This is a genomic window from Klebsiella sp. CB_Kp196 (genome assembly GCF_040061575.1).
GTDB classification, from domain to species: Bacteria; Pseudomonadota; Gammaproteobacteria; order Enterobacterales; family Enterobacteriaceae; genus Klebsiella; species Klebsiella michiganensis.
In genome coordinates this window covers 28,506-50,952 of the sequence record NZ_JBEAFH010000054.1, presented here as the reverse complement: position 1 = coordinate 50,952, position 22,447 = coordinate 28,506, and the positions used below count along the sequence as shown (strand labels likewise).

At 53.9% G+C, this 22,447-nt stretch carries 15 protein-coding genes and 1 tRNA gene; 15 read left to right on the top strand and 1 reads right to left on the bottom strand.

Features of this window, described 5'->3' with window-relative positions:
* Positions 1-162: 162 nt before the first annotated feature.
* Complete coding sequence (locus tag ABLU87_RS18925) at positions 163-1,419, top strand: nucleoside permease (protein ID WP_009651814.1); 1,257 nt, start codon at positions 163-165, stop codon at positions 1,417-1,419.
* A 67-nt stretch (positions 1,420-1,486) separates the two neighbouring features.
* Here ABLU87_RS18925 and ABLU87_RS18920 read toward each other — a convergent pair whose 3' ends face one another.
* Positions 1,487-3,625, bottom strand: a complete 2,139-nt coding sequence (locus ABLU87_RS18920) for an ornithine decarboxylase (RefSeq protein WP_122117605.1) — start codon at positions 3,623-3,625, stop codon at positions 1,487-1,489.
* A 426-nt stretch (positions 3,626-4,051) separates the two neighbouring features.
* Between ABLU87_RS18920 and ABLU87_RS18915 the strand changes: the two genes are divergently transcribed.
* From ABLU87_RS18915 to ABLU87_RS18850, 14 genes are all read left to right on the top strand, one after another.
* The gene (locus ABLU87_RS18915) at positions 4,052-4,768 is read left to right on the top strand and encodes a DUF554 domain-containing protein (protein WP_004135818.1); all 717 of its coding nucleotides are present in this window, start codon (positions 4,052-4,054) and stop codon (positions 4,766-4,768) included.
* 105 nt (positions 4,769-4,873) lie between these two features.
* A tRNA-Phe gene (locus tag ABLU87_RS18910) sits at positions 4,874-4,949 on the top strand.
* Between the two features lie 195 nt (positions 4,950-5,144).
* On the top strand, positions 5,145-6,398 hold the full coding sequence (locus ABLU87_RS18905; protein WP_032747583.1) for an integrase arm-type DNA-binding domain-containing protein: 1,254 nt from the start codon (positions 5,145-5,147) through the stop codon (positions 6,396-6,398).
* Between the two features lie 183 nt (positions 6,399-6,581).
* Positions 6,582-7,279, top strand: a protein-coding gene (locus ABLU87_RS18900) for an IS1 family transposase (RefSeq protein WP_224267724.1) whose coding sequence is annotated in 2 segments (ribosomal slippage) — positions 6,582-6,831 and positions 6,831-7,279 — 699 coding nt in all. Because the reading frame shifts where the segments join, the coding sequence is not laid out codon by codon here.
* Positions 7,280-7,699: 420 nt separating this feature from the next.
* Complete coding sequence (locus tag ABLU87_RS18895) at positions 7,700-8,437, top strand: glycine zipper domain-containing protein (RefSeq protein WP_032747578.1); 738 nt, start codon at positions 7,700-7,702, stop codon at positions 8,435-8,437.
* Positions 8,438-8,516: 79 nt separating this feature from the next.
* A complete protein-coding gene (locus ABLU87_RS18890) occupies positions 8,517-8,999 on the top strand; it encodes a hypothetical protein (RefSeq protein WP_023288353.1) in 483 nt (160 codons plus the stop codon).
* Between the two features lie 81 nt (positions 9,000-9,080).
* A complete protein-coding gene (locus tag ABLU87_RS18885; RefSeq protein ID WP_072096726.1) occupies positions 9,081-10,193 on the top strand; it encodes a tellurite resistance domain protein in 1,113 nt (370 codons plus the stop codon).
* A 49-nt stretch (positions 10,194-10,242) separates the two neighbouring features.
* On the top strand, positions 10,243-11,691 hold the full coding sequence (locus ABLU87_RS18880) for an SrfA family protein (protein ID WP_023288354.1): 1,449 nt from the start codon (positions 10,243-10,245) through the stop codon (positions 11,689-11,691).
* A 17-nt stretch (positions 11,692-11,708) separates the two neighbouring features.
* Complete coding sequence (locus ABLU87_RS18875; RefSeq protein ID WP_154978734.1) at positions 11,709-14,777, top strand: virulence factor SrfB; 3,069 nt, start codon at positions 11,709-11,711, stop codon at positions 14,775-14,777.
* Complete coding sequence (locus ABLU87_RS18870; RefSeq protein ID WP_017901257.1) at positions 14,777-17,491, top strand: virulence factor SrfC family protein; 2,715 nt, start codon at positions 14,777-14,779, stop codon at positions 17,489-17,491. Before ABLU87_RS18875 ends, ABLU87_RS18870 begins: the two co-directional genes overlap by 1 nt.
* Positions 17,485-18,504: a hypothetical protein gene (locus tag ABLU87_RS18865; RefSeq protein ID WP_017901258.1), complete on the top strand. Its 1,020-nt coding sequence runs from the start codon at positions 17,485-17,487 to the stop codon at positions 18,502-18,504. The genes ABLU87_RS18870 and ABLU87_RS18865 overlap by 7 nt, the downstream gene beginning before the upstream one ends.
* The gene (locus tag ABLU87_RS18860; RefSeq protein ID WP_017901259.1) at positions 18,501-20,468 is read left to right on the top strand and encodes a vWA domain-containing protein; all 1,968 of its coding nucleotides are present in this window, start codon (positions 18,501-18,503) and stop codon (positions 20,466-20,468) included. The genes ABLU87_RS18865 and ABLU87_RS18860 overlap by 4 nt, the downstream gene beginning before the upstream one ends.
* On the top strand, positions 20,468-21,193 hold the full coding sequence (locus ABLU87_RS18855; protein WP_023288357.1) for an ABC transporter ATP-binding protein: 726 nt from the start codon (positions 20,468-20,470) through the stop codon (positions 21,191-21,193). Before ABLU87_RS18860 ends, ABLU87_RS18855 begins: the two co-directional genes overlap by 1 nt.
* Positions 21,183-22,397, top strand: a complete 1,215-nt coding sequence (locus tag ABLU87_RS18850) for an ABC transporter permease (protein ID WP_025999345.1) — start codon at positions 21,183-21,185, stop codon at positions 22,395-22,397. The genes ABLU87_RS18855 and ABLU87_RS18850 overlap by 11 nt, the downstream gene beginning before the upstream one ends.
* Positions 22,398-22,447 lie beyond the last annotated feature (50 nt).

Below are 22,447 nucleotides of genomic sequence, written 5' to 3'. Positions count from 1 at the left end.
CGTATTCCTTTTGCTATACACAATAGAGTTGCGCAACTGTTTTGCGATTTTCTGCGGCAGTTAACAAAAGCATCCATCGCATAAATGATAGAATCCAACCAAAATAACGCCATAAATGTTATTTAAAACACAAAACAATTCTATATCCGTGAGGATCAAAACATGAATCTTAAGCTGCAGCTCAAAGTACTGTCGTTCCTGCAGTTCTGCCTCTGGGGAAGCTGGCTGACCACGCTCGGCTCGTATATGTTCGTCACCCTCAAGTTCGACGGTGCGGCCATCGGAGCGGTCTATAGCTCACTCGGTATCGCCGCAGTGTTTATGCCGACGCTGCTCGGTATCGTTGCCGATAAATGGATCAGCGCCAAGTGGGTTTATGCCATTTGCCATCTGGTCGGCGCGCTGACGCTGTGGCTCGCCGCCCAGGTCACCACGCCGGGGGAAATGTTCCTCGTCATCCTGCTCAACTCGCTGGCCTATATGCCAACGCTGGGGCTGATTAACACCATTTCGTACTACCGCCTACAGTCTGCGGATATGGATATCGTGACCGATTTCCCGCCGATTCGTATCTGGGGCACCATTGGTTTTATCCTCGCCATGTGGGGCGTCAGCTTCTCCGGCTTTGAACTGAGCCATATGCAGCTCTATATCGGCGCGGCGCTCTCCTTGCTGCTGGTGCTCTTCACCCTGACGCTGCCGCATATTCCGGTGGCCAATCAGCAGAAAAACCAGAGCTGGACCGCCATGCTGGGCCTTGATGCCTTCGCGCTGTTTAAAAACAAACGTATGGCGATCTTCTTTATTTTCTCGATGATGCTGGGCGCCGAACTGCAAATCACCAATATGTTCGGCAACACCTTCCTGCACAGCTTTGATAAAGATCCGCTGTTCGCCAGCAGCTTTATCGTGCAGCACGCCTCGGTGATGATGTCGATTTCGCAGATCTCGGAAACCCTGTTCATCCTGACCATCCCGTTCTTCCTCAGCCGCTACGGCATCAAAAACGTGATGCTGATTAGTATCGTGGCGTGGATGCTGCGCTTCGGCCTGTTCGCTTACGGCGACCCGACCCCGTTCGGCACCGTGCTGCTGGTGCTGTCGATGATCGTTTATGGCTGCGCCTTCGACTTCTTCAACATCTCGGGTTCGGTGTTTGTGGAAAAAGAGGTTCGTCCGGAAATCCGCGCCAGCGCGCAGGGGATGTTCCTGATGATGACTAACGGCTTCGGCTGCATACTTGGCGGGATGGTGAGCGGCAAAGTGGTGGAGCACTTTACCGTCGAAGGGATTACCGACTGGCAAACCGTATGGCTGATTTTCGCCGGCTATTCGCTGGTTCTGGCTTTTGCCTTTGTGGCGCTGTTTAAGTACAAGCACGTCCGCGTACCAACCGGGGCGCAGACCGTCGCACATTAAATAAACGGCTTACCCCAGATTTACGAATAAAAAAACGCGCCCCGGTGTTATCAACGGGGCGCGTTTTTTATGCTTTCAGCACATAGCCATATAGCCGCTTAATGCCGTCAGGGTCCGTTTCGCTGTAGACCCCCTGGAGCTCCGGCGAGAAGCCCGGCAGCATATTGACGCCTTCCTCCAGCGCCAGAAAATAGCGCAGCACCGCCCCGCCCCAGATTTCGCCAGGCACGACGCACAGCACGCCCGGTGGATACGGCAGCGCGCCCTCCGCCGCAATGCGCCCTTCGGCTTCGCTTAAGCGCACCAGCTCAACGTTACCGCGAATAAACTCGCGGTTGGCGTCCTGCGGGTTCATCACCGCGCGCGGGAAGCTCCTCTTGCGGAACATCTCTTTTTGCAAATCCTTAACGTCAAAGCTGACGTACAGGTTATGCATCTCCTGGCACAGCTCGCGGATGGTGTAATCCCGATAGCGCACCGGATATTTATTAAAGATGGTCGGCAGAACGTCGGCCAGCGGGGTGTCGGATTCAATATGCTGCTCAAACTGGGCGAGCATCGCCACCAGCTGCGCCAGCTTCTCGGCGCTCTCTGCGGGCGTCAGCAGGAACAGAATGGAGTTCAGATCGCACTTCTCCGGCACGATGCCGTTTTCGCGCAGGTAGTGGGCCAGAATGGTCGCCGGGATACCAAAATCGGTATATTTTCCGCTCTCCGCATCGATCCCCGGCGTCGTCAGCAGCAGTTTACAGGGGTCAACGAAATACTGATCGCTGGCATAGCCTTCGAAGCCGTGCCAGCGCGCGCCCGGCTCAAAGCTAAAGAAGCGCCGTTCGCGGGCGATGGCTTCAGTGGGATGATCCTGCCACGGACGCCCCGCCACCACCGGTGGAATAAACGGCTGGATCATTTTGCAGTTGGCGATAATCGCCTTGCGCGCTTCAATACCCAGCGCCACGCACTCCGCCCACAGGCGGCGCCCGCTCTCTCCTTCGTGAATTTTGGCATTCACGTCCAGAGCGGCGAACAGCGGATAAAACGGGCTGGTCGAGGCGTGCAGCATAAAGGCGTTGTTGAGCCGCTTATGCGGGCAAAAACGTTCCTGTCCGCGCAGGTGGTTATCTTTTTTATGGATCTGCGACGTTTGCGAAAAACCGGCCTGCTGTTTGTGCACCGACTGAGTGACAAAAATGCCCGGGTCGTCCGGCGTCAGGTCCAGCAGCAGCGGCGAACAGTCGGCCATCATAGGGATAAACTGCTCGTAGCCGACCCAGGCCGAGTCAAACAGGATGTAGTCGCACAGACCGCCGATTTTATCGACCACCTGGCGGGCGTTGTACACCGTCCCATCATAAGTACCGAGCTGAATCACCGCCAGGCGGAACGGGCGCGGCACATCGGCTTTTTCCGGCGCCGTCTCGCGTATCAGTTCGCGCAGGTATTTCTCATCGAAGCAGCGATCGTCGATACCGCCAATAAAACCAAACGGATTGCGCGACGCTTCGAGATAAACCGGCGTTGCCCCGGCCTGAATCAGCGCGCCATGATGATTGGATTTATGGTTGTTACGGTCAAACAGTACCAGATCGCCGCGCGTCAGCAGCGCGTTGGTCACCACTTTGTTCGCCGCAGAGGTGCCGTTAAGGACGAAGTAGGTTTTATCGGCGTTAAAGACCTTCGCCGCAAACTTCTGCGCGTGTTTGGCAGACCCTTCATGAATCAGCAGATCGCCAAGCTTAACGTCGGCGTTGCACATGTCGGCGCGAAAGACGTTTTCACCAAAGAAGTCGAAAAACTGCCGTCCCGCCGGATGCTTCTTAAAGAAGGCGCCGTGCTGATGGCCCGGGCACGCGAAGGTGCTGTTATCCATCTCAACGTATTGGGTCAGCGTATCGAAGAACGGCGGCAGCAGGTTCTCTTCATAGCCGCAGGCGGCGGCTTCCAGTTCGAGCCACTCCTGCTCTTTGCCGCTAACGATGGCCGTCACGCCTTCTGGTTTTTCGTGGTCAGCGTCACTGAACAGATAAACCGGCAGGTTGAACCCGGTGCGTTTCAGTAACGCAAGGATGCCGCTGCGGCTGTCCGCTACGGTAATGACGACTGCCGCCACATCGGTAAAATCTGTACTGTCCAGGGCCACCACGCGACGGTGGGTGGACAGGCGGGATACCAGCTCGCGGCTGGCGGCAATGTGCATTGATTTCATGAGCGCGAATACCCGTTTCCGGAGAGTAAAAGGCTTCGGCCAGGGCGTCTGGGCTCTGGCCAACGAAATGTCAGGGTCTGGCTGGATCCCAGCTCCGACCGCCAGACATCAGTAAAAGCAGACCGCGTCCGATCTTACTGTTGTCCTGCAGTGAGCCTGCGTTACGCTCACCGCATGGTGGGCAGAAGTTGCAGTGTAAGGGTACTGCCTGCGCATCTGTACGCAGCGGCAACGGCGATGTAGCGGCGATGTCGTCATCACGGCGGCCTCATTCAGGAGAGGAGAAAATTCGCGCAATCATGTCACCTTTAAATCTACCGCGCAAGATGAATTACGTATGCAGCCATACCACGGATGCGCAAGCCTTTTGGCCCGTTTAGCGTCATAATAATGCAGTCATTAGGGATAATTAACAGGAGTCATGCTGTGGTTACAGGGCCATTTATTAACGCCGGCGCGGTCCTTTTGGGCGGCGTACTCGGCGCACTCTTAAGTCAAAGATTGCCGGAACGGATTCGTACATCAATGACCTCTATTTTTGGCCTCGCGTCGCTGGGCATCGGCATTCTGCTGGTGATCAAATGCGCCAACCTGCCGGTGATGGTGCTTTCAACGCTGGTGGGCGCGCTGCTCGGCGAAGTGTGCAACATGGAGAAAGGCATTAATACGCTGGTCAGTAAGCTCCAGCAGCTGCTTTCGCCCAAAAAGGGGCAGAAAAAGGTCTCAGCGCATGAGTCCTATATTCAAAGCTACGTCGCGATAATCGTGCTGTTCTGCGCCAGCGGAACCGGGATTTTCGGCGCGATGCGCGAAGGAATGACCGGCGACGCCAGCATTCTCATTGCCAAAGCGTTTCTCGACTTCTTTACCGCCACTATCTTCGCCTGCACCCTGGGGCTGGCCGTCTCGGCCATTTGCGTACCGATGCTGGCCATCCAGCTGGCGCTGGCGGCCTGCGCGTCGCTGATTATGCCGTTAACCACGCCGATGATGATGGCGGATTTCACCGCCGTCGGCGGTATGCTGCTGGTCGCGACCGGTCTGCGCATCTGCGGAATTAAAATGTTCGCCGTGGTGAATATGCTGCCGGCCCTGGTGCTGGCGATGCCGATTTCAGTGGCCTGGACGGCGTTTTTCGCCTGAAGATGCGTGCTTTTGACGCAATGTGGTGATAGATTGTTCAGTCTGCTGCGAAACAGATAAATTTCGTTGACGAGGTGCGGTGAATCAGGTTTAATGCGCCCCGTTGCCCGGATAGCTCAGTCGGTAGAGCAGGGGATTGAAAATCCCCGTGTCCTTGGTTCGATTCCGAGTCCGGGCACCAAATTCATATCAACGGACCTCTACGGAGGTCCGTTTTTGCATTCTAATCCCGCTAAAATCAACACATCCACAACACGTTAACTCCACCCCACTCAATCAAATTCAACCCGCATCAAGTGCCTTGCGAGGGTACAACTGAGGGTATAGTCTGATTCGATAAAATTTATACCCCTTTTACTATCAGGAGACCCCACCAATGGCGCTCACTGACGCTAAAATCCGTGCAGCTAAACCGGATGAAAAACCTTATAAACTTGCTGACAGCGGCAACATGTTTTTGCTCGTTCACCCTAACGGCTCGCGTTACTGGCGGCTCCGCTATCGGTTTCTGGGCAAAGAGAAAACGCTCGCTCTGGGCGTCTATCCTGAAGTCTCATTATCAGAAGCAAGGGAAAAGCGCGATGCAGCGAGAAAACTCATTTCTGATGGTGTCGACCCTTGCGAACAGAAGCGAGTAAAGAAAGCAGTACCGGAGGCCAGTAATACGTTCGAGCTTGTTGCGCGTCAGTGGCACAAGAGCAACAAAAAATGGTCCGAAGCACATAGTGAGAAGATACTGAAAAGCCTTGAGACTCATGTTTTCCCCTTTATCGGCTCACGTGATATTACCGCCCTCCGAACTCCTGATTTACTTATCCCCGTTAAAGCAGCCGAAGCAAAAGAGATATATGAGATTGCTGCCCGCCTTCAGCAACGTATCACTGCAATCATGCGCTATGCTGCCCAGTCCGGCATTATCAGCTATAACCCTGCCGTGGATATGGCTGGTGCTTTAACGACGGTGAAACGCCAGCACCGTCCTGCCCTCGCCTTAAATCGCATTTCAGAGCTCCTTGAACGACTGGATACCTACAGGGGACAACCTCTTACCCGACTGGCAACTAAACTTACCCTGCTTATCTTCATTCGTTCCAGTGAGCTTCGCTTTGCAAGATGGTCTGAGATCGACTTCGAGAAAGCCATGTGGACCATTCCTCCTGAACGAAAACCTATTGAAGGGGTCAAGTACTCGCATCGTGGCTCCAAAATGCGTACAGAGCATCTGGTTCCACTCTCAACTCAGGCACTGGATATTCTCAAACAAATCCAGGTCATCAGCGGTGAGCACGAGCTAATTTTCACTGGCGACCACAATCCATGGAAACCTATGAGTGAAAATACGGTGAATAACGCGTTACGCCTGATCGGCTACAATACAAAAGTTGACGTTTGTGGCCACGGCTTCAGGGCAATGGCATGCAGTTCATTGATTGAATCTGGTCTATGGTCCAGGGATGCTGTTGAACGTCAGATGAGCCATCAGGAGCGTAATGGCGTACGTGCGGCCTACATTCATAAAGCTGAGTTCTTAGACGAACGCAAATTGATGCTGCAATGGTGGGCAGATTTTCTCGATGCGAATAGTGAAAATCCGGTCTCACCTTTCGATTACGCCAGACAACAATTATAATCTATTCTCCCGGCAGAAATGCCGGGAGAATGTTTACTTATTCTTTCCCTGTATACATTTATTCACAGAGGGGGTGATGGCAAGCTGCCGCCTGTCCTTGTGATGAACTATTTTACGTAGGTACAGGGGGTAATGCTGCCAACTTACTGATTTAGTGTATGATGGTGATTTTAAGGTGCTTGCGTGGCTTCTGTTTCTATCAGCTGTCCCTCCTGTTCAGCTACTGACGGCGTGGTGCGTAACGGTAAAAGTACTGCCGGACATCAGCGCTATCTCTGCTCTCACTGCCGTAAAACATGGCAGCTACAGTTCACTTACACCGCCTCTCAACCCGGTACACACCAGAAAATCATTGATATGGCCATGAATGGCGTTGGATGCCGGGCAACCGCCCGCATTATGGGCGTTGGCCTCAACACGATTTTCCGCCATTTAAAAAACTCAGGCCGCAGTCGGTAACCTCGCGCATACAGCCGGGCAGTGACGTCATCGTCTGCGCGGAAATGGACGAACAGTGGGGCTACGTCGGGGCTAAATCACGCCAGCGCTGGCTGTTTTACGCGTATGACAGGGTACGCAGGACGGTCGTGGCCCACGTTTTTGGTGAACGCACAATGTCCACGCTGGAGCGTCTTCTGAGCCTGCTATCGGCCTTTGACGTGGTGGTATGGATGACGGACGGATGGCCGCTTTATGAATCCCGCCTGAAGGGAAAGCTGCACGTTATCAGCAAGCGATATACGCAGCGAATTGAGAGGTATAACCTGAATCTGAGGCAGTATCTGGCAAGGCTGGGACGGAAGTCACTGTCGTTCTCAAAATCGGTGGAGCTGCATGACAAAGTCATCGGGCATTATCTAAACATAAAACACTATCAGTAAGTTGAAGTCATTACCGACGTTGAGATATATTCACGGAATGTATATTTTATGTGGAGATATCCTCCCATGTTTCATGGTAAGGCCTACGAATTCGAAAATGTCGATTATTTTTGAAAAAGATGTGTTTCAGCAGCAAGGCCAACATAAAGTGATACGAAAACACAGAATTGCATAAGCTGTTCGGAGATGGAGGGTCAAGATCAAAATTGCATAAGCTGTCAGTGCGGGATACCTACGAACACATAATAACTCATTGCAATTAATTCATTGCTTATTATTTAAATACTCTTTGAATAGCTCTTTTGACATCTTATAACTAATACAATAATCAGTAATGTCGGACAAAATCATTACTAATTCTAAATTTTTAGTTGATACAGCTTGCTTGTCGTTACTTAATTATTTTTAAGGAAAAAGATTGTGAATACATTTAACCGAACTACCACATGCATCGTGATTTCCGCAGCATTGTTACTTGGAGGCTGTGCCAATACCGGAAGCTCTCTCCTGTCTGGGACAAAGCCGGATCCTCGCCTTACCACCACAGAACAATCACAGTTCTTTAGCGCTTCTGGTGCACAAGGTTGTGGCGTAGGCGCCGTATCCGGCGCAGCTCTCGGCGCGTTAGTAGGGGCGCTAGCAGGTGACTCGAAGAAAGCGCTTGCCGGCGCTGCAATTGGTGGCGCTGCTGGCTGTGCTGCAGGTATGACCGCTAACTACTATCTTGACAGACTGAAAAAAGATTATGCCTCCACCGCCGATCGTCTGCAGGCAATGGATAACGACATCAGCAAAGATACCGCAGCGGTTGAAAAATCGACGCTGGCGATGAAACAAGTTATTAGCGAAAACCAGGCCACCTTAACCAAAATCAGCATCCAAAAAGATAAAGCTGGATTTGATAAAGCCGGTGCGAAAACCCAGCTGGCGCAAATTGATGCCAACATCAGCAAGATGAAAGAGACCATGAAAGGCATGAAGGATAAAGAATCTGCCTATAAGGTCGCTTTACAAGGTCAAACGACCACCACAAGTGCAGAGAAAAGCAAGCTGGCAAATTTGAACAAAGAATATGCCAATCTCAATAGCAAGATTGCTGCTCTGGAACAAGAAACCAACGAGCTGTATGAACAGCGCCAGGCGATCTCCCTTGGTTAACCCTTTCGGCCGATAGCATTATCGGCCGGTTTAAGACTGCTTAAAGCAGCGTTATTCGACGCTAATGATGGATTATTTGATGAGAAAATACGCACTTCTTGCCGCCCTTGTCCTTACGGGTTGTACTACGTCTCCCCAGGACTGTGATTTACACGCACAAGATCCAAGCTTTATTACCAAACTGAGCTGCGCCACGTCGGGTGGTTATCGTCAGCAGGTTGATCAAAAAGAACAGCAGGTTCGCCTGAGCCAATATCAAAATGAATCGGCCAGGCAACAGCAGGATTATACCCAAAACAGACAGCAGACCTTAAATCAAAAGCTGGCAGATGAACAAGCAAGGCTAAATGCCGTGCGTTCGGATCTGTCGCAGACTCTCGCAAAACTGAAATCAAGCAAGATTCAAAGCCGCGAACGCCAGCAGGAAATTGCCAAATTGCAGGAGCTGCAGCGCCAGTCACAAACGGCAACGAGCGCCAGCGAAATTTCAGCGATTGAGAAAAAGGTCGCCGAAGCCAAGCACAAAATAAAAGTTCTCGAAGAAGCAAATACGCTCCGCTAAAAGCGCAGAAAACGTTCCGGCTGTCTGAGATGCAATGATACACATCTCATGCATATCACCCACAACAATAATGATTTGCTTATGCAACGATTAACAACTGCCGCGCCGATTCATGAAGCAACGCTGACAACCTATGAAGAGACGGTCGGTATCATACATCGTCATCTTCCCCCTTCACTGGCGCTGCTGTATGCCACCGCGCGTCGCAATGCCGAAGGACGCCTGGAGTGGTGGACAGCACGTCAGGGGCTGGCTAAACCTTTTTCCGCACTGAATGACGCCGAACGGCTGACTGTTGAGAATAAACGTCAGCAATATCAGGACATTCTGGCGGGGTTAATCAGCCAGCTGGCCGCGCGCGGCGAAGATAAGTCAGCACATGCGTTGCAAACGCTACTCACCCAATCACACCACCTCGACGGCTATAGCGTCGGCGGCGAACCGGTGTTGGTCAATTGGGCCACAGCCAGCACAGCGGCGCCCCTCCATACGGTAGTGGTTATCCCCTGGTGCCGCGGTTTTCTTCCTTGGCTGGCATTATTGCTACTGCTGCTCCTACTCGTCGGTGTCTGGTGGTGGTTTACACATCGCCCGGCCGTGACGCTCCCCGTTGTTACACCAACCCATACCGAATTAACTGACACCAATCCCAGCGTGAAGCTTGAGAAACGTCAGGATTTTGGCCGGATAAAAATCAATCTGCAGTGGAAGCAGGGGGACCACAAAGAGCCTGTCGATCTCGATATTGCCGCCTTTGTGCGCTTAAAAAACGGTGAAATCAGCGGCGCTGAGGCGCTGAGTCATTTGCCCGGCAACTATGACCAGCCACCGTATCTGCTGCTGCAGGAAGATCTGCGTGAAGGCAATGACGTGGATGGCGAATGGCTTTTCGTCAACGGCAGCCACTGGCAGGACATTGATGAGGTGCTGATTTATAGCTTCATTTACGCTGGCACCGATAACTGGCAAGGGACAAACGCCTCCGTCACCCTCTATGTCCCCGAACAGCAGCCGATTACATCCATGCTCACGGATAGCGACCAGCGTAATAATGTCGCCGCCATCGCCAGGCTCAAAAATGTCGATGGCAATATTCAGGTTGAACGCCTTGACCGTTTCTTCCCCGACCGCGAGTCGATGGATAAGCACTATGGCTGGGGTTTCAAATGGACGCCCGGCGCGACCAAAAATTAGCCTGCACCACTGTGGCTTTAGTCAAATTACAGCCTTTAAGGGTTAGATAATGCGAAATTCGATTCAGGGACCACTACTTCGTACCGGAAATAACTCTTCATTCAAGGCGCTGGGTGAAACGGGCTATCCTGTTTTCAAGATGGCCTTCCAGCTACGCGAAGCCATCTATCGTCTTGATGCAGGGCGCGATCTGGCCCGTCATCTGGCTATCCCGCAAAACGATCAGGGCGGTGACAGAACCGACTGGTACAGCAGTTTTCCCGGCGATGTTATCCCGTGGAGCGGCGCAAGCGAAGCGGAGCGAGAATCGGCGCGCCAGCAATTTAATGCGTTTCGAATGGCAGTGCAGTCACTAAGCGAACAGTTGCTCAACGCGGAGCAAAGCGGAACCGGCGGCGATCGTCGGGTCTTTGCCCAGTTGCTAAAATCTGTAACCCATTTCCCCGATTATGAGTTTGTCTATCTCGTTAATGGAACGCTGGTGATCACCTTTTGGGGGTTTGTCCACCCGGAAGGGGAACAACGTCACCCGATGCATTGGCTGAGTTCATCGTCCGTTCCCGCCGCCGCCCTCGCGGCCGTTCCGCCGCAGGCCAGCGCCACGGAAAAAACCGTCGAACCCGCTCCCGCGCCCTTTGTTGATGTTCGAACGCGCCGCTGGCGCTGGCGTTGGTTGCTATGGCTACTTTTGGCGTTACTGCTGCTGGCGCTGCTGTTAGGGCTGCTCCGCGGCTGCGCTCCTTCTCTTTCCCTGCCGGGCCTCCCTGGTCTTTCTGCGGATAAAACCACGGTCACCGCTGAACCTGTGGCTACGCACCCGGCCACCAGCACCCATGACGTGGCGATCAGGGGGTCAGAAACCGCCGTTGGCGCTCGCGCCGTACCCGGCATTGTGGAAGGGTCAACCGCGGACGCGCATCCTGCGCTGGATTCAACGGTGCCCGCGATGCCTGCCGACACATCTGACAGAGCGGTAGACGGCGATGCGACGCCGCCGCCGGCTAACGCAAATGAAGCCAGCGTAGAACCGCCACTGCCGCCCGGCGTACAGGATACCCACGACGAGCAGACGCCTCCGGGCGTGACTCCGGTAACCGCCCCGCCGCTCGTTGCGCCGCAGGGCGAACCGTTAACCCTCCCGGCCACCCTGCCGGACGGCCCGGCGAAGTTTCTTAACGGCGAATGGCGCGTGAATGGCGGTATTCAGGACAAGCACACCGGACGCCCGCTCCAGCTGCAATATAATTTTGACCAGGGCAACGGCACCGTCAGCATCCGCCAGTCCAGCGGCGTAACGTGCCGTGGCCCAGCCAACGGTAACGTGCAGCAGGGGGCGCTCAACATTACCAACCCTGAGCAAATGACCTGCAGCGATGGCTCAAACTTTATTGTGCCGACCATCGAGTGCAAATCACCTTCCGCGGGTCATGCCGATTGTATTGGCAGCAACGATGGGGAAAAAACCTTCCCGATTCGTATGCTTCAACCTAATTCCTGAACAGGGACGAGATAACTATGTTGCCCGAGATTGTATCTTTTGATCGTCAAGTAACCCTGGTAGGCGACTCCGGGATCCAGTTTATGGATTTTGGTTTGTCTCCAGGACGTTTGCCCGCCGGTGAATTTGTTAAATTAGCCAATGGCGTATTGACCCGTTTAATCTACAACGAACAGCGTGATTACTATTTTTATCAGCCCAGCCCGGCAAATATCGAGAAGGCTAAAAGCCAGTACGATATTCCCGTTGAGCAGAGTCTTAAGCTGTTTGACGGGACATGGTTGCCGCTTCCCCTACTCCGTTTCAGCCCGCCTGACGTCTATCAGGAAGGGCCGCTAAACTGGGCGCGTTTTCGTATCGTCAAGCTGGACAAGCCTGATATGGATGGGCATAGCCATCGAATGACGTTGGCTATCGATACTCGCGTAATGGCCAAACAGCAGGCCGCCGCCGACCTCAGCCCGAACCAGGAAGATGTCAATGCCGGGGCAACCTTTGCGGTGGCGACAGCCACCTATGCCCTCAACTGGTATCTCACGCAAGAGTGGATTGTCGACTGGCTGAAAGAGGTATTTAAAGAGGCGAGCAAAGGCCGGGATATCGACGAACGCGAGCAGGAGCTTAACCAGCAGTATCCGCTGGCGCACTACCTTAACCTTCTTTCACTGATGGCGATTCCCGTCGAAGGTTTGCAAAGTCAGACCGCCCCCATCATTGAATTGCCGCAGTTCAGGGTCATCGCCAATCGGGAAACTAACGCTATCAAGCCTATTCCCGTTGATTTGATCCTCGATGTCGGTAACTCACGCACCTGCGGTATTCTCATTGAAGATCATGGGCAATCAGGTTCAGGTATGCAGCACAACTATGTGCTCAAATTGCGCGATCTTAGCGCGCCGGAACATGTTTATACCGAACCCTTTGAAAGCCGGGTCGAATTTTCACAGGCCTTCTTCGGCAAAGATCACTGCTCGGTGCGTAGCGGCCGCCACGATGCCTTCCAGTGGCCGACGATCGCTCGTATCGGCGGAGAAGCGGGTCGTTTAGCGGCGCGCCGAAAAGGCAGCGAAGGTTCAACCGGCCTCTCCAGCCCTAAACGTTATCTTTGGGATGAAAAATATTACGGTCAGGGCTGGCGATTCAACGGTAGCTACGTGCAGGACAGTAATCCACTCGCCACCGCTGCGCCGTTCGCGAATCTGATCGATGAACGGGGCGAGGCGTTACACACCGTCGAAGATGAGATGGATCGCATCCCGGTCTTTACGCCACGCTATTCCCGCAGCTCGCTGATGACCTTTATGCTCGCGGAAGTATTAACCCAGGCGATTAGTCAGATTAATAGCCCGGAACAACGCATACGTCAGGGACACGCAGGTATTCCGCGTCAGCTACGCCATATTATTCTGACCGTGCCGCCCGGTATGCCGATGGCTGAACGTTGCGTACTGGATGACCGTATGCGTCAGGCGGTCGGTTTAGTCTGGAAAGCGCTACGCTGGCACAACGGCGAAAACGATCCTTATGAGGATGAGCAAGAAGATCATAGTCAGACAAACATTAAAATTCCGCTGCCGAAAATCAGGGTCGAGTGGGATGAAGCGTCCTGCGCGCAGTTGGTTTATCTCTACACCGAGATAAACCAAAACTTTGCCGGTCACCCGGAGTCGTTTTTCGACGCCCTTAGCCGACCCGACAGCACGCAACGTGAAAGAATATCCATCGCATCTATCGATATCGGCGGCGGCACCACCGATCTGGTCATCACCGATTATCATCTCGATCGCAATGGTCATAGTGGGGGCGGCGCTAACGTCCATATCATCCCGCAGCAGCGTTTTCGCGACAGTTTTAAAATTGCCGGCGACGATATTCTGCTGGATGTCATCCAGTCCTATGTGCTTCCAGCCTTTGAGCAGGCGCTGCGTGAAACGGGGGTCATATCCGTTGAGACGCTGATGTCTCAACTGTGCGGCTCGCAAAATATTAGCGCGGCGGAATCCGTGCTGCGCCAGCAGCTCACCCTCCAACTCTTCGTTCCCCTCGCGTTGCACATTCTGGGTAAATACGAGCAATTCGATCCGCTGGACGAGCAAACGCATATCGTGATTAACCAACGTGTCGGCGATCTACTGCCGGTAGGTTCTCTGCGTGATGAAGTCGAGAGCTTTGTTCGCCGCGAAGTACAAAAAGCTGGTGGTCCGACCGATTTCAAACTAGCGGAGGTAATGCTCACTCTGCCGCTCGCCAGAGTGCATAACGATTTGTGCTCGGGTAAGTTCAACATTGATAAAGTGCTAACCGCGCTGTGCGAAGTGCTGAGCTATTATCATTGCGACCTGCTACTGCTGACGGGCCGCCCTTCGCAGCTGCCGGGCATTCAGGCAATTATCCGTCGCAACCTGCCGTTGCCGCCGGGGCGTATTTTACCTCTGCACGGTTATCAGACCGGCACCTGGTATCCGTTCCATAAAAATGGCCATATCGACGATCCGAAGAGCACCGCCTCCGTTGGCGCGATGCTCACGCAACTGTGCGCAAATCACAGCATTCCTAACTTCCATTTCCGTACCTCGGCGCTGAAGCCTTACTCAACGATTCGCCATATTGGCACCATTGATATGGATAACCTGATTCGCAGTGCCGATATCGTTTATCGCCATATCGAATCGGAGAACGGGCAGATAAAATTGCCGACATTCACCGACGAAAATGGCGAGAACACCACGCAAAGTATCATCATGCGTGGCGATTTGCGGCTGGGTTATCGTCAACTGGATGCCGAACGTTGGGCCGCCGCACCGCTTTATACCTTACGTTTTAGCGAAGAAGGCCGTAAGAAGTTTTCCGCCGCCTTCTCCGTGGATAACGGTTCACCGTACCTGAAAGTGAGACTGGCTATCGACAAAGGCAAACGGGCGCGCCAACTGGGCTTAATCAGCGATCGGCTGATGATTGCGGATATCACCAGCAACACCGATAAGTCATTCAGCAAGCGTGATGTAGATCTGGAACTCAATACTATGCCCGATACGGGGCTCATTGATAGCCGACACTGGCTCGATAGCGGGAGTGTTAAAAAATAATGAATAGCGATCAAAAATCTCTCACTCAGGGCTGGGCAGCTATCGCTCAGGGCTGTCAGGACGCACTTGGCTGGGTTGATGCAGTGCGTTCCGGTTCACGTCGCCTCGACAACGAGGCGGATAAACTCAACCTTAGCTTGCTCCGCACGCGTAACCAGGCCAATAGCCTGACACTGGTCGCCAGAACGCCAATGACCTTCGGTTTTTTCGGCATTTCTCAGGCCGGGAAATCCTATCTCATCTCCGCATTGGCAGCTGGCAGCAATGGTTCACTGGAAGCCCTTTATGGCGAACGGCGCGTCGACTTTATCAAAGAAGTGAATCCCGTCGGCGGCGGTAAAGAGGCCACCGGCCTGGTCACCCGCTTCACCCGCCAGGCCCCCGCCGCGCCTGCGGGCTATCCTGTGCCTCTGCGCCTGTTCAGTGAAATCGATCTGGCCAAAATTCTGGCAAACGCCTGGTTTAATGATTTCAACCACGAGCAGCTGAGCTTTCAACTTGATGAAGCCAGGGTTGAAGAGCGACTGCGCCCCTTCCTGCAACGCGCCACACAAGCAAAAAGCTATAACGGCGTGAGCCAGGAAGATGTGGTTGCCTTATGGGATTACCTGAACGCCTCGTTCAGAAAATCGGTTGAAAAACTTGAACACGCCTATTGGCCGCAGGTGTTGAAAATTGCCCCTGCGCTGAGTCCTGGTGAACGCGCAGAGCTATTTTCTTTATTGTGGGGAGAACTGCCGGCCCTCACCGAGACCTATCGTTCATTAGCCAATGTGCTGACCAAACTCAATCATGCCCGGACGGTGTTCGCCCCGCTGGAGACGCTTATCGATCACAGTAATGGCAGCATTATGAACGTCGACAGCCTTAACCGGCTAGGCTCCAGCCAGGATCGCCACGTGGAGATCCGCTACTGGAAAGAGGAGCAGCAAATCGGCAGCGCCAGCTTAACCCAGGCGGAACTGGCAGCGTTAACCACCGAGCTTATCTTCCCGTTAGCGGAAGTCGAGGCCGACAGCGTCGTGGAGCAGGTCGATCTGCTTGACTTCCCTGGGTATCGCGGGCGTCTTAAAATTACCGCACTGGAAGAGGCCGGTAGAGAGGGGCTTAATCCCATTTGCCAGCTTCTGCTGCGCGGTAAAGTCGCCTATCTGTTTGAACGTTACACCGATAATCAGGAGATGAACGCGCTGGTCGTGTGCGCCAGCTCCGCCAAACAGAGCGATGTTGCTGACGTTGGTCCGGTATTAAACCGCTGGGTAGAAAAAACGCAGGGTAAAAGCGCCGAAGAACGTCAGGGCCGTAACCCTGGGCTGTTCTGGGCCATCACCATGTGCGATATGCGCATCAACAGCAGTCTGCAACTCACCACCGAACAGTTAAAAGAAGGCTGGGAAGGTATGCTGCACATGACCTTGCTGGAGCGTTTCGCCCAATATGATTGGCTGCAGCAATGGGCGCCCGGCCAGGCGTTTAATAACTGTTTCCTGGTGCGAAAACCGGGGCTGGATAATCCGTTCATCGACCTAAAAGACGGTACAGAACAGGAGCGAAACAAGGAAGCGTGCATCACCGAGCGCTATCGCCAGAAGCTCGACGAAATGGGCAGCACCTTCATTAGCGCTAAAAACGTGCTGCAACACGTCACCGAGCCGAGCAAAGCCTGGCACGCGATGCTCGAGCTCAACGATGGCGGCATGGGACGCTTAACCAAAGCGCTGCGCGGCGTCGCGCATCTGGAATTCAAGCTGGCACGTTTGCAGCAACAACTTGAGCAGTGTCGCGAGGAGACCGGCAATCGCCGCCTGGGCCGCTGGTACGAAAAAGACGGCGACGGGCAGCTCGTGAAAAAACAGGCCATCGCGAAAGAGCTATGGCAGGGGCTGTCCGCCTGCTCCCACAGTATGGGAGAGCTAATTAATCGTCTGGATCTGCCGACGCAGGAGCTTAATAACATCTATTTAAGCATTCGCGACCGCAACCCGGAACCGTCAAACGATGGCGACAGCCTGGCGGCAAACGCGTTTACCGCCAGCCCATTTGGCAACAACCCCTTCGGTGATAACCCGTTTGGCAGCGATCCCTTCGCCGACGCACCGGCTGAAATCGCCGTGGTTGACGCGCCAGCGTCAACTGCCCAGGAAAGAGTCGGCCAGGACGATGATTTCGCCCATCAGGCGTTTAAAGCCTGGGTCGCGCATTTGCGTGAACTGCCGCAGCAAGCGCCGCAGTGGCGTCAGTTGGGGATGAACAGCGAACTGATTAATCATCTCAGCGAAGAATTGATCACCGCAGCCACGCGCCTAGATCTGGAAGGCACGCTGAAACGCGCGCTGGCGGGTCAGGAGCAAGCGGGTACGCGGCGTGAACATCTTATGGCACGCCAGGTTCTGCGCGCCCAACTGACTATGCGTGATTTTATCGCCTGGTTTGGTTATCTCACTCTACCGCCTGAAAAGGTGCCCAACAGCTATGTTGGCGAGAAAAATAAAGTCTTCCTGCGCCAGAAACCGCTGATGAACGACGAGCTGCCGCAGCTCGCCGCCGTTGCGCCGCAGCCGGGTGTCTCTTATCTGGGAGACTGGCTATCCGCCCTGATGAGCGTCGTACTTGATAACGCTGGTCATAGCGCCACGCGCGATATTTCCGTCGAACATAATCGCCAACTTGGTCAAATTATCAGCCAATTGAAACAAGAGAACATGCCATGCTAGCTAAAATCATCGCCTGCCAACCGGCAGAGCCGGGTACCGCACAATTGATGGTTCGCCTGCGCGGCGAAACTGCGGTGCTGCCCGATCTGACCTTTACGCTTTGTAATAACGAGCAGAACTATCTGCAGCCCGATGGCAGCTGGAGCCCTGCACAGCACTGGTTTACAGTCAACGGCGGTTACTCCCTGGCCAACGGCAGCGGCTTTCGTATCGGCCCTACTCTACTTGACCCTTTGCTGGCAAACGCAAGCCAGGTCCAGATTCAGATCAAGCTGGCTTCAGGAGAAGTGCGCAATACCACCCTCCAATTGGTGCGTGATGAGTTGCTCTCTTCTGAAGCCAGGGGCGCGACGGGTAATTACAGCAGCAGCAGTATGCTGGCAACCCCAGAAACCGACTCCGCACCAGCGGCCATCGTAGAAGCGCCCGTCGCAGAATCTGAAACCATTGCGCCGACCATTCATGCCGAGCCGCAGCCGCAACAAAAACCTGCGGCTTCCCGCCTCCCGCTCATCATCGCCGCCATCCTGCTTTTAGTGGTGATTGCTGGCGCGCTTTGGTGGTTCATGGGCCGGGACAAAGGTCAGGAGGTGGTCCCGGCGGTACAAGCTCAGCAAGCCCCCGCAGCCGCCGCCCCTGAAGCGACGAACACCGAGCCTAAAGCCCCGGCTGGCTGTTCCGCACAGAGTTTAGACACGCTGAGCGAGCTTGAATTCGTGCAGACGTGCGTTCAGGAAAAACTCGATAGCGATAAACTGCTGGCCATTATCCAGTCAGCGAAAGAGGCGAAGAAATGCGGCGTCGCCCAGCGCCTGTACGCAAATCGCGCGCAGGGCGGCGATACCAAAATCGCCCTGATTTACGCCGGTGAGTACGATCCGAAATACCATCAGGCAAGCGAATGTTTCAAAGAGGCGGATAAAGATACCGCGGCCTATTGGTACGAAACGGTACTGCAATCAGAACCCGAGAACCAAACGGCTAAGCAGCGCCTTGAGGAGCTAGCAAAATGACCCGGACTTTTTTTTGCCGTCTGGCGCTGCCCTTATGCGGCCTGTTGTTCAGCGGGCACCTCTTTGCCGCCGAGGGCGATAAACCGCTGCTTCAGGAAGGGAAGAAAACGCTATACCAGCGCATCCTGACGACGCCAGGCTGTAAGCTTAGCGACAACGCCGGGGATGAAAATGGGCAGCTTCAGCCTGCCTTTAGCAGCCTTTATGTTTATCAAAAGGAAGAGGCTAAGGGGCAAAGCTGGCTTAAAGTCGGGCCGGATAGCTATGGCAAAACCCTTGGCTGGTTGCCGAAATCCTGTACCGTAGACTGGAAAATGCAGCTGACGCTGGCGTTTACCAACCCGGCCAACCGCGATCGGTTACTCTTTTTCAAAGAGAAAGAAAGTCTGGATAACATTCTTTCTGCCCCCGATCCTGTCTCTCTGGTGGCGCCGCTGCGCGCCAAATTGAAGCGTGACGGCCACGCTGAAGGTATTCAGGCCCAGGAGCCGGAATATTTTGTCGATCTGCAAAAGCAATTTTATCTGCTGCCAATCCTGAGCGGCGAAGAGGTCATGACCGAAGATGGCTTCTATACGCGCCTGCTCAACGTGGCCTCCGTCAGCAAGGCGGATGATAACGCAGCGGCAAAACAAGATAACGACGTAAACCAGTTGAAAGGCTTTAACGCTTCGGTGGTGTTCGTTATCGATTCAACCATTTCAATGGGGCCGTATATTGAGCGCACTAAAGAGGCGGTCAATAAGATCTACGACAAAATTAAACAAGAGCATCTGGATGGGCAGGTCAAGTTTGGTTTGGTCTCTTATCGTTCAAATACCAAAGCCGTACCGGGACTTGAATATAACACCCGCATTTTCGCCGACCCTAACCAGGTCAAGGACGGCGCGGATTTTCTGCAGAAAGTCGCCGATCTTAAAGAAGCGAAGGTCTCAAGCTCTTTATACGACGAGGATGCCTATTCCGGCGTGTTATCAGCTATTGATGACATTGACTGGAGTCCATTCGGCGCCCGCTATATGGTGCTGATTACCGATGCTGGCGCGATTGAGGGCAGCAATAAACTTTCAGGAACCGGCCTTGATGCCAGCCAGCTCCGTCTGGAAGCCGGTAACCGCGGCATTGCTATTTATACGTTGCACCTGAAAACCGCCAGCGGCAAAGCAAACCATACCAAAGCCGAGAGCCAGTACCGCGATCTCTCCAATTTTGATAGCACGCAATCTAACCTTTATCAGGCGGTGAATGCAGGCGATATCAAAATGTTCGGTCAGCAGGTTGATGCCCTGGCGTCAGCCATTACGGAACAGGTGAAAGCCGCCTATATGGGGGATGCCGCCATTGGCAGCGCGCTGTATGCCAAAGATGAGGGGCAAAAGCTCACGGCGGAGCAGAAATTGCTCCAGGATACGGCGTTAATCGGGCATGCGATGCAGTTAGCCTATTTGGGCAAACGCAACAGCACCCAGGCCCCGCTGGTGTTCCAGGCCTGGATTAGCGATCGCGATCTGATTAAGCAGAACATCCCCACAACAGATGTTCGCGTGCTCTTAACCAAGGGACAGCTGAGCGATTTAAGCGATGCCGTCAGCCAGATTCTGAAAGCCGCTAATGAAGGGATGATCTCGCCCACTAAGATGTTTGAACAACTGCGCACCGTTGCGGCAACAATGGGGACCGATCCTAACCAGTTGAAACAGCAAGACAGCGCGAGCATCGGCGATCTTGGCGTGCTGGGCGAGTATCTGGCCGATCTTCCCTACAAAAGCGATGTGCTGAATCTCGATGAAGAAACGTGGAAAAGCTGGGATGGGCTGTCACAGGAGAAATTTATCCGCACACTGTCATCCAAGCTGCGTCACTATCAAAAATATAATGCAGATGTCGACCGCTGGGTCGAGCTGGCGCAAGGTAGCGATCCGCGCGATCGCGTGTATCCCATCCCACTGGAAATGATGCCCTGATGCTGCACATTGAAGACTTGTGCGTGGTTCGTGGTCAGGATCATCAGGCTCACCGTGTTTACCTGCCGCAGCTTTCGCTGCGGCCAGGCGAGGTGGTGGCGGTAACGGGTGAAAGCGGCTGCGGTAAAAGCACGCTTCTGGAAGCCATTGGTTTAGTGTTGCATCCCAGCAAAATTGGGCGTTACACGCTCAGCAAAGGGACACAGCAGCAGGATATTGCCGCGTTGCTTCTGGGCGAGCGACATAATACACTCGCTGCGATTCGGGCACGCGAACTTGGCTTTGTATTACAAAACGGTGGCCTCCTTCCCTACCTGAACGTCAAAGATAATATTCTCTTGCCGTGCCAGCTGCTGGGAGCCCGCCCTGACAGCACCATGCTGGATAGGGTCATCGAAACGCTAAAACTGTCGCCACTACTGGCAAAATATCCTACCCAGCTCTCCTTTGGCGAACGGCAGCGCACCGCTTTTGCGCGCGCGATATTACATCGCCCGGCGCTGGTACTGGCAGATGAACCGACGGCGGCGCTCGATCCCTACAATGCCCAGAAATTATTTAGCCTGTTTATCGAACTAGTCCGTCAGGAAGACATGATGGCGCTGGTCGTTTGCCATGACTGGCCTCTGGTCAAACACTTCAATTTACCCTGTTTAGCTGCGCAGCCAGAATCGCTGACGGCGTCATCACAGAGCGAACGGGGAGGTACTTACTTTGTCCTTTAATCGTGCAAGACTGCTCGGTCGCCTTGCAATGCAAGACCTGTGGCACGATCGCATCATCTCTTTTTGCATCGTCTCCTCTCTTGTTGCGGTCATCGCCCCTTTACTGCTCCTTTTTGGCCTGCGCTTTGGCATTGTGAACCAGTTACAAAACGATCTGGCCAACGATCCCCGCAATCTGGAGATCCGCATGTTGAGCAGCGGAAGCTACGATCAGCACTGGATCACGCAGCTACGGCAGCGGCCTGATGTCGGCTTCGCCATCGGGCAAACGCGCTCGCTCAATACGCTGACTGACTTGCAGACGGACAGCACACATTTTATTGAAAATGCGGAAGTCATTCCGACAGAGGCTGGCGATCCTTTGCTCGGCACGCAGGTGCTCCATCATGACCATGAAGTTGTTATTACTCAGGAAGCGGCACGCAAGCTGGCGGTGAAAACCGGTGATACGCTCACGCTACGCGTGAGTCGTATGCTCGATGAACGCCGCGAATGGGGACGTAAGCGCGTGACCGTGGTGGGGATTTTGCCAGCCACCTATTTTAATCGCCCCGCTATCTTTACCCGCCCCGCGTTATTAATGGCTCTTGAACATTTTCGCGATGGCTATGCGGTAACAGCGTTAGGGGTCGCCAGCGGCGCTCAGCTTAACGGTAACGCGCCGCGCTACGCCCGCGCAAGGTTGTACGCACGCGATATTGACCATGTCGCCAGCCTTGAACGCGATTTGCGCGCCCAACGCATCGAAACCACCAGTCGGCTGGCGGATATTGAGAATGTAAAAAGCATTAACCGTGTGTTGGGCATCATCTTTAACACGATCGCCATCACCGCGCTCATTGGCTGTATCGCCTCGTTAATCGGCTCGTTTATCGCCAATGTCGATCGTAAACGTAAGCATATTGCTGTACTTCGTCTGCTGGGCTTCACGCGACCAGCCGTAGGCGTTTACGTCATTAGTCAGGGCGCTTTGCTCAGCCTGATGGCCTATATCGGCGGTTTTGGCATCTATTTTTTAGCCAGCCAGATATTTAACCGGGCGCTGTCCACAAGCCAGGCCACCGGTCAGATGATTTGCAAGATAACGCCCTTACACGGCCTTATCGCCCTCTTACTGACGCTGGTTGTGGCGACGCTGGTTGCCGGTATCGGTGCCTGGCGCGCGATCCATATTGAACCTGCGCAGAGCCTGCGCGAGGCATAACCCTTATTTTTTTAATTTGCCCTAAGCATCTATTTTAGCGGAGATCGTTC

Coding starts and splice junctions, on each gene's coding strand:
- ABLU87_RS18925 (WP_009651814.1), top strand. CDS start 163: ATGAATCTTAAGCTGCAGCTCAAAGTACTGTCGTTCCTGCAGTTCTGC.
- ABLU87_RS18920 (WP_122117605.1), bottom strand. CDS start 3,625: ATGAAATCAATGCACATTGCCGCCAGCCGCGAGCTGGTATCCCGCCTG.
- ABLU87_RS18905 (WP_032747583.1), top strand. CDS start 5,145: ATGGCGCTCACTGACGCTAAAATCCGTGCAGCTAAACCGGATGAAAAA.
- ABLU87_RS18890 (WP_023288353.1), top strand. CDS start 8,517: ATGAGAAAATACGCACTTCTTGCCGCCCTTGTCCTTACGGGTTGTACT.
- ABLU87_RS18885 (WP_072096726.1), top strand. CDS start 9,081: ATGCAACGATTAACAACTGCCGCGCCGATTCATGAAGCAACGCTGACA.
- ABLU87_RS18880 (WP_023288354.1), top strand. CDS start 10,243: ATGCGAAATTCGATTCAGGGACCACTACTTCGTACCGGAAATAACTCT.
- ABLU87_RS18875 (WP_154978734.1), top strand. CDS start 11,709: ATGTTGCCCGAGATTGTATCTTTTGATCGTCAAGTAACCCTGGTAGGC.
- ABLU87_RS18870 (WP_017901257.1), top strand. CDS start 14,777: ATGAATAGCGATCAAAAATCTCTCACTCAGGGCTGGGCAGCTATCGCT.
- ABLU87_RS18865 (WP_017901258.1), top strand. CDS start 17,485: ATGCTAGCTAAAATCATCGCCTGCCAACCGGCAGAGCCGGGTACCGCA.
- ABLU87_RS18860 (WP_017901259.1), top strand. CDS start 18,501: ATGACCCGGACTTTTTTTTGCCGTCTGGCGCTGCCCTTATGCGGCCTG.
- ABLU87_RS18855 (WP_023288357.1), top strand. CDS start 20,468: ATGCTGCACATTGAAGACTTGTGCGTGGTTCGTGGTCAGGATCATCAG.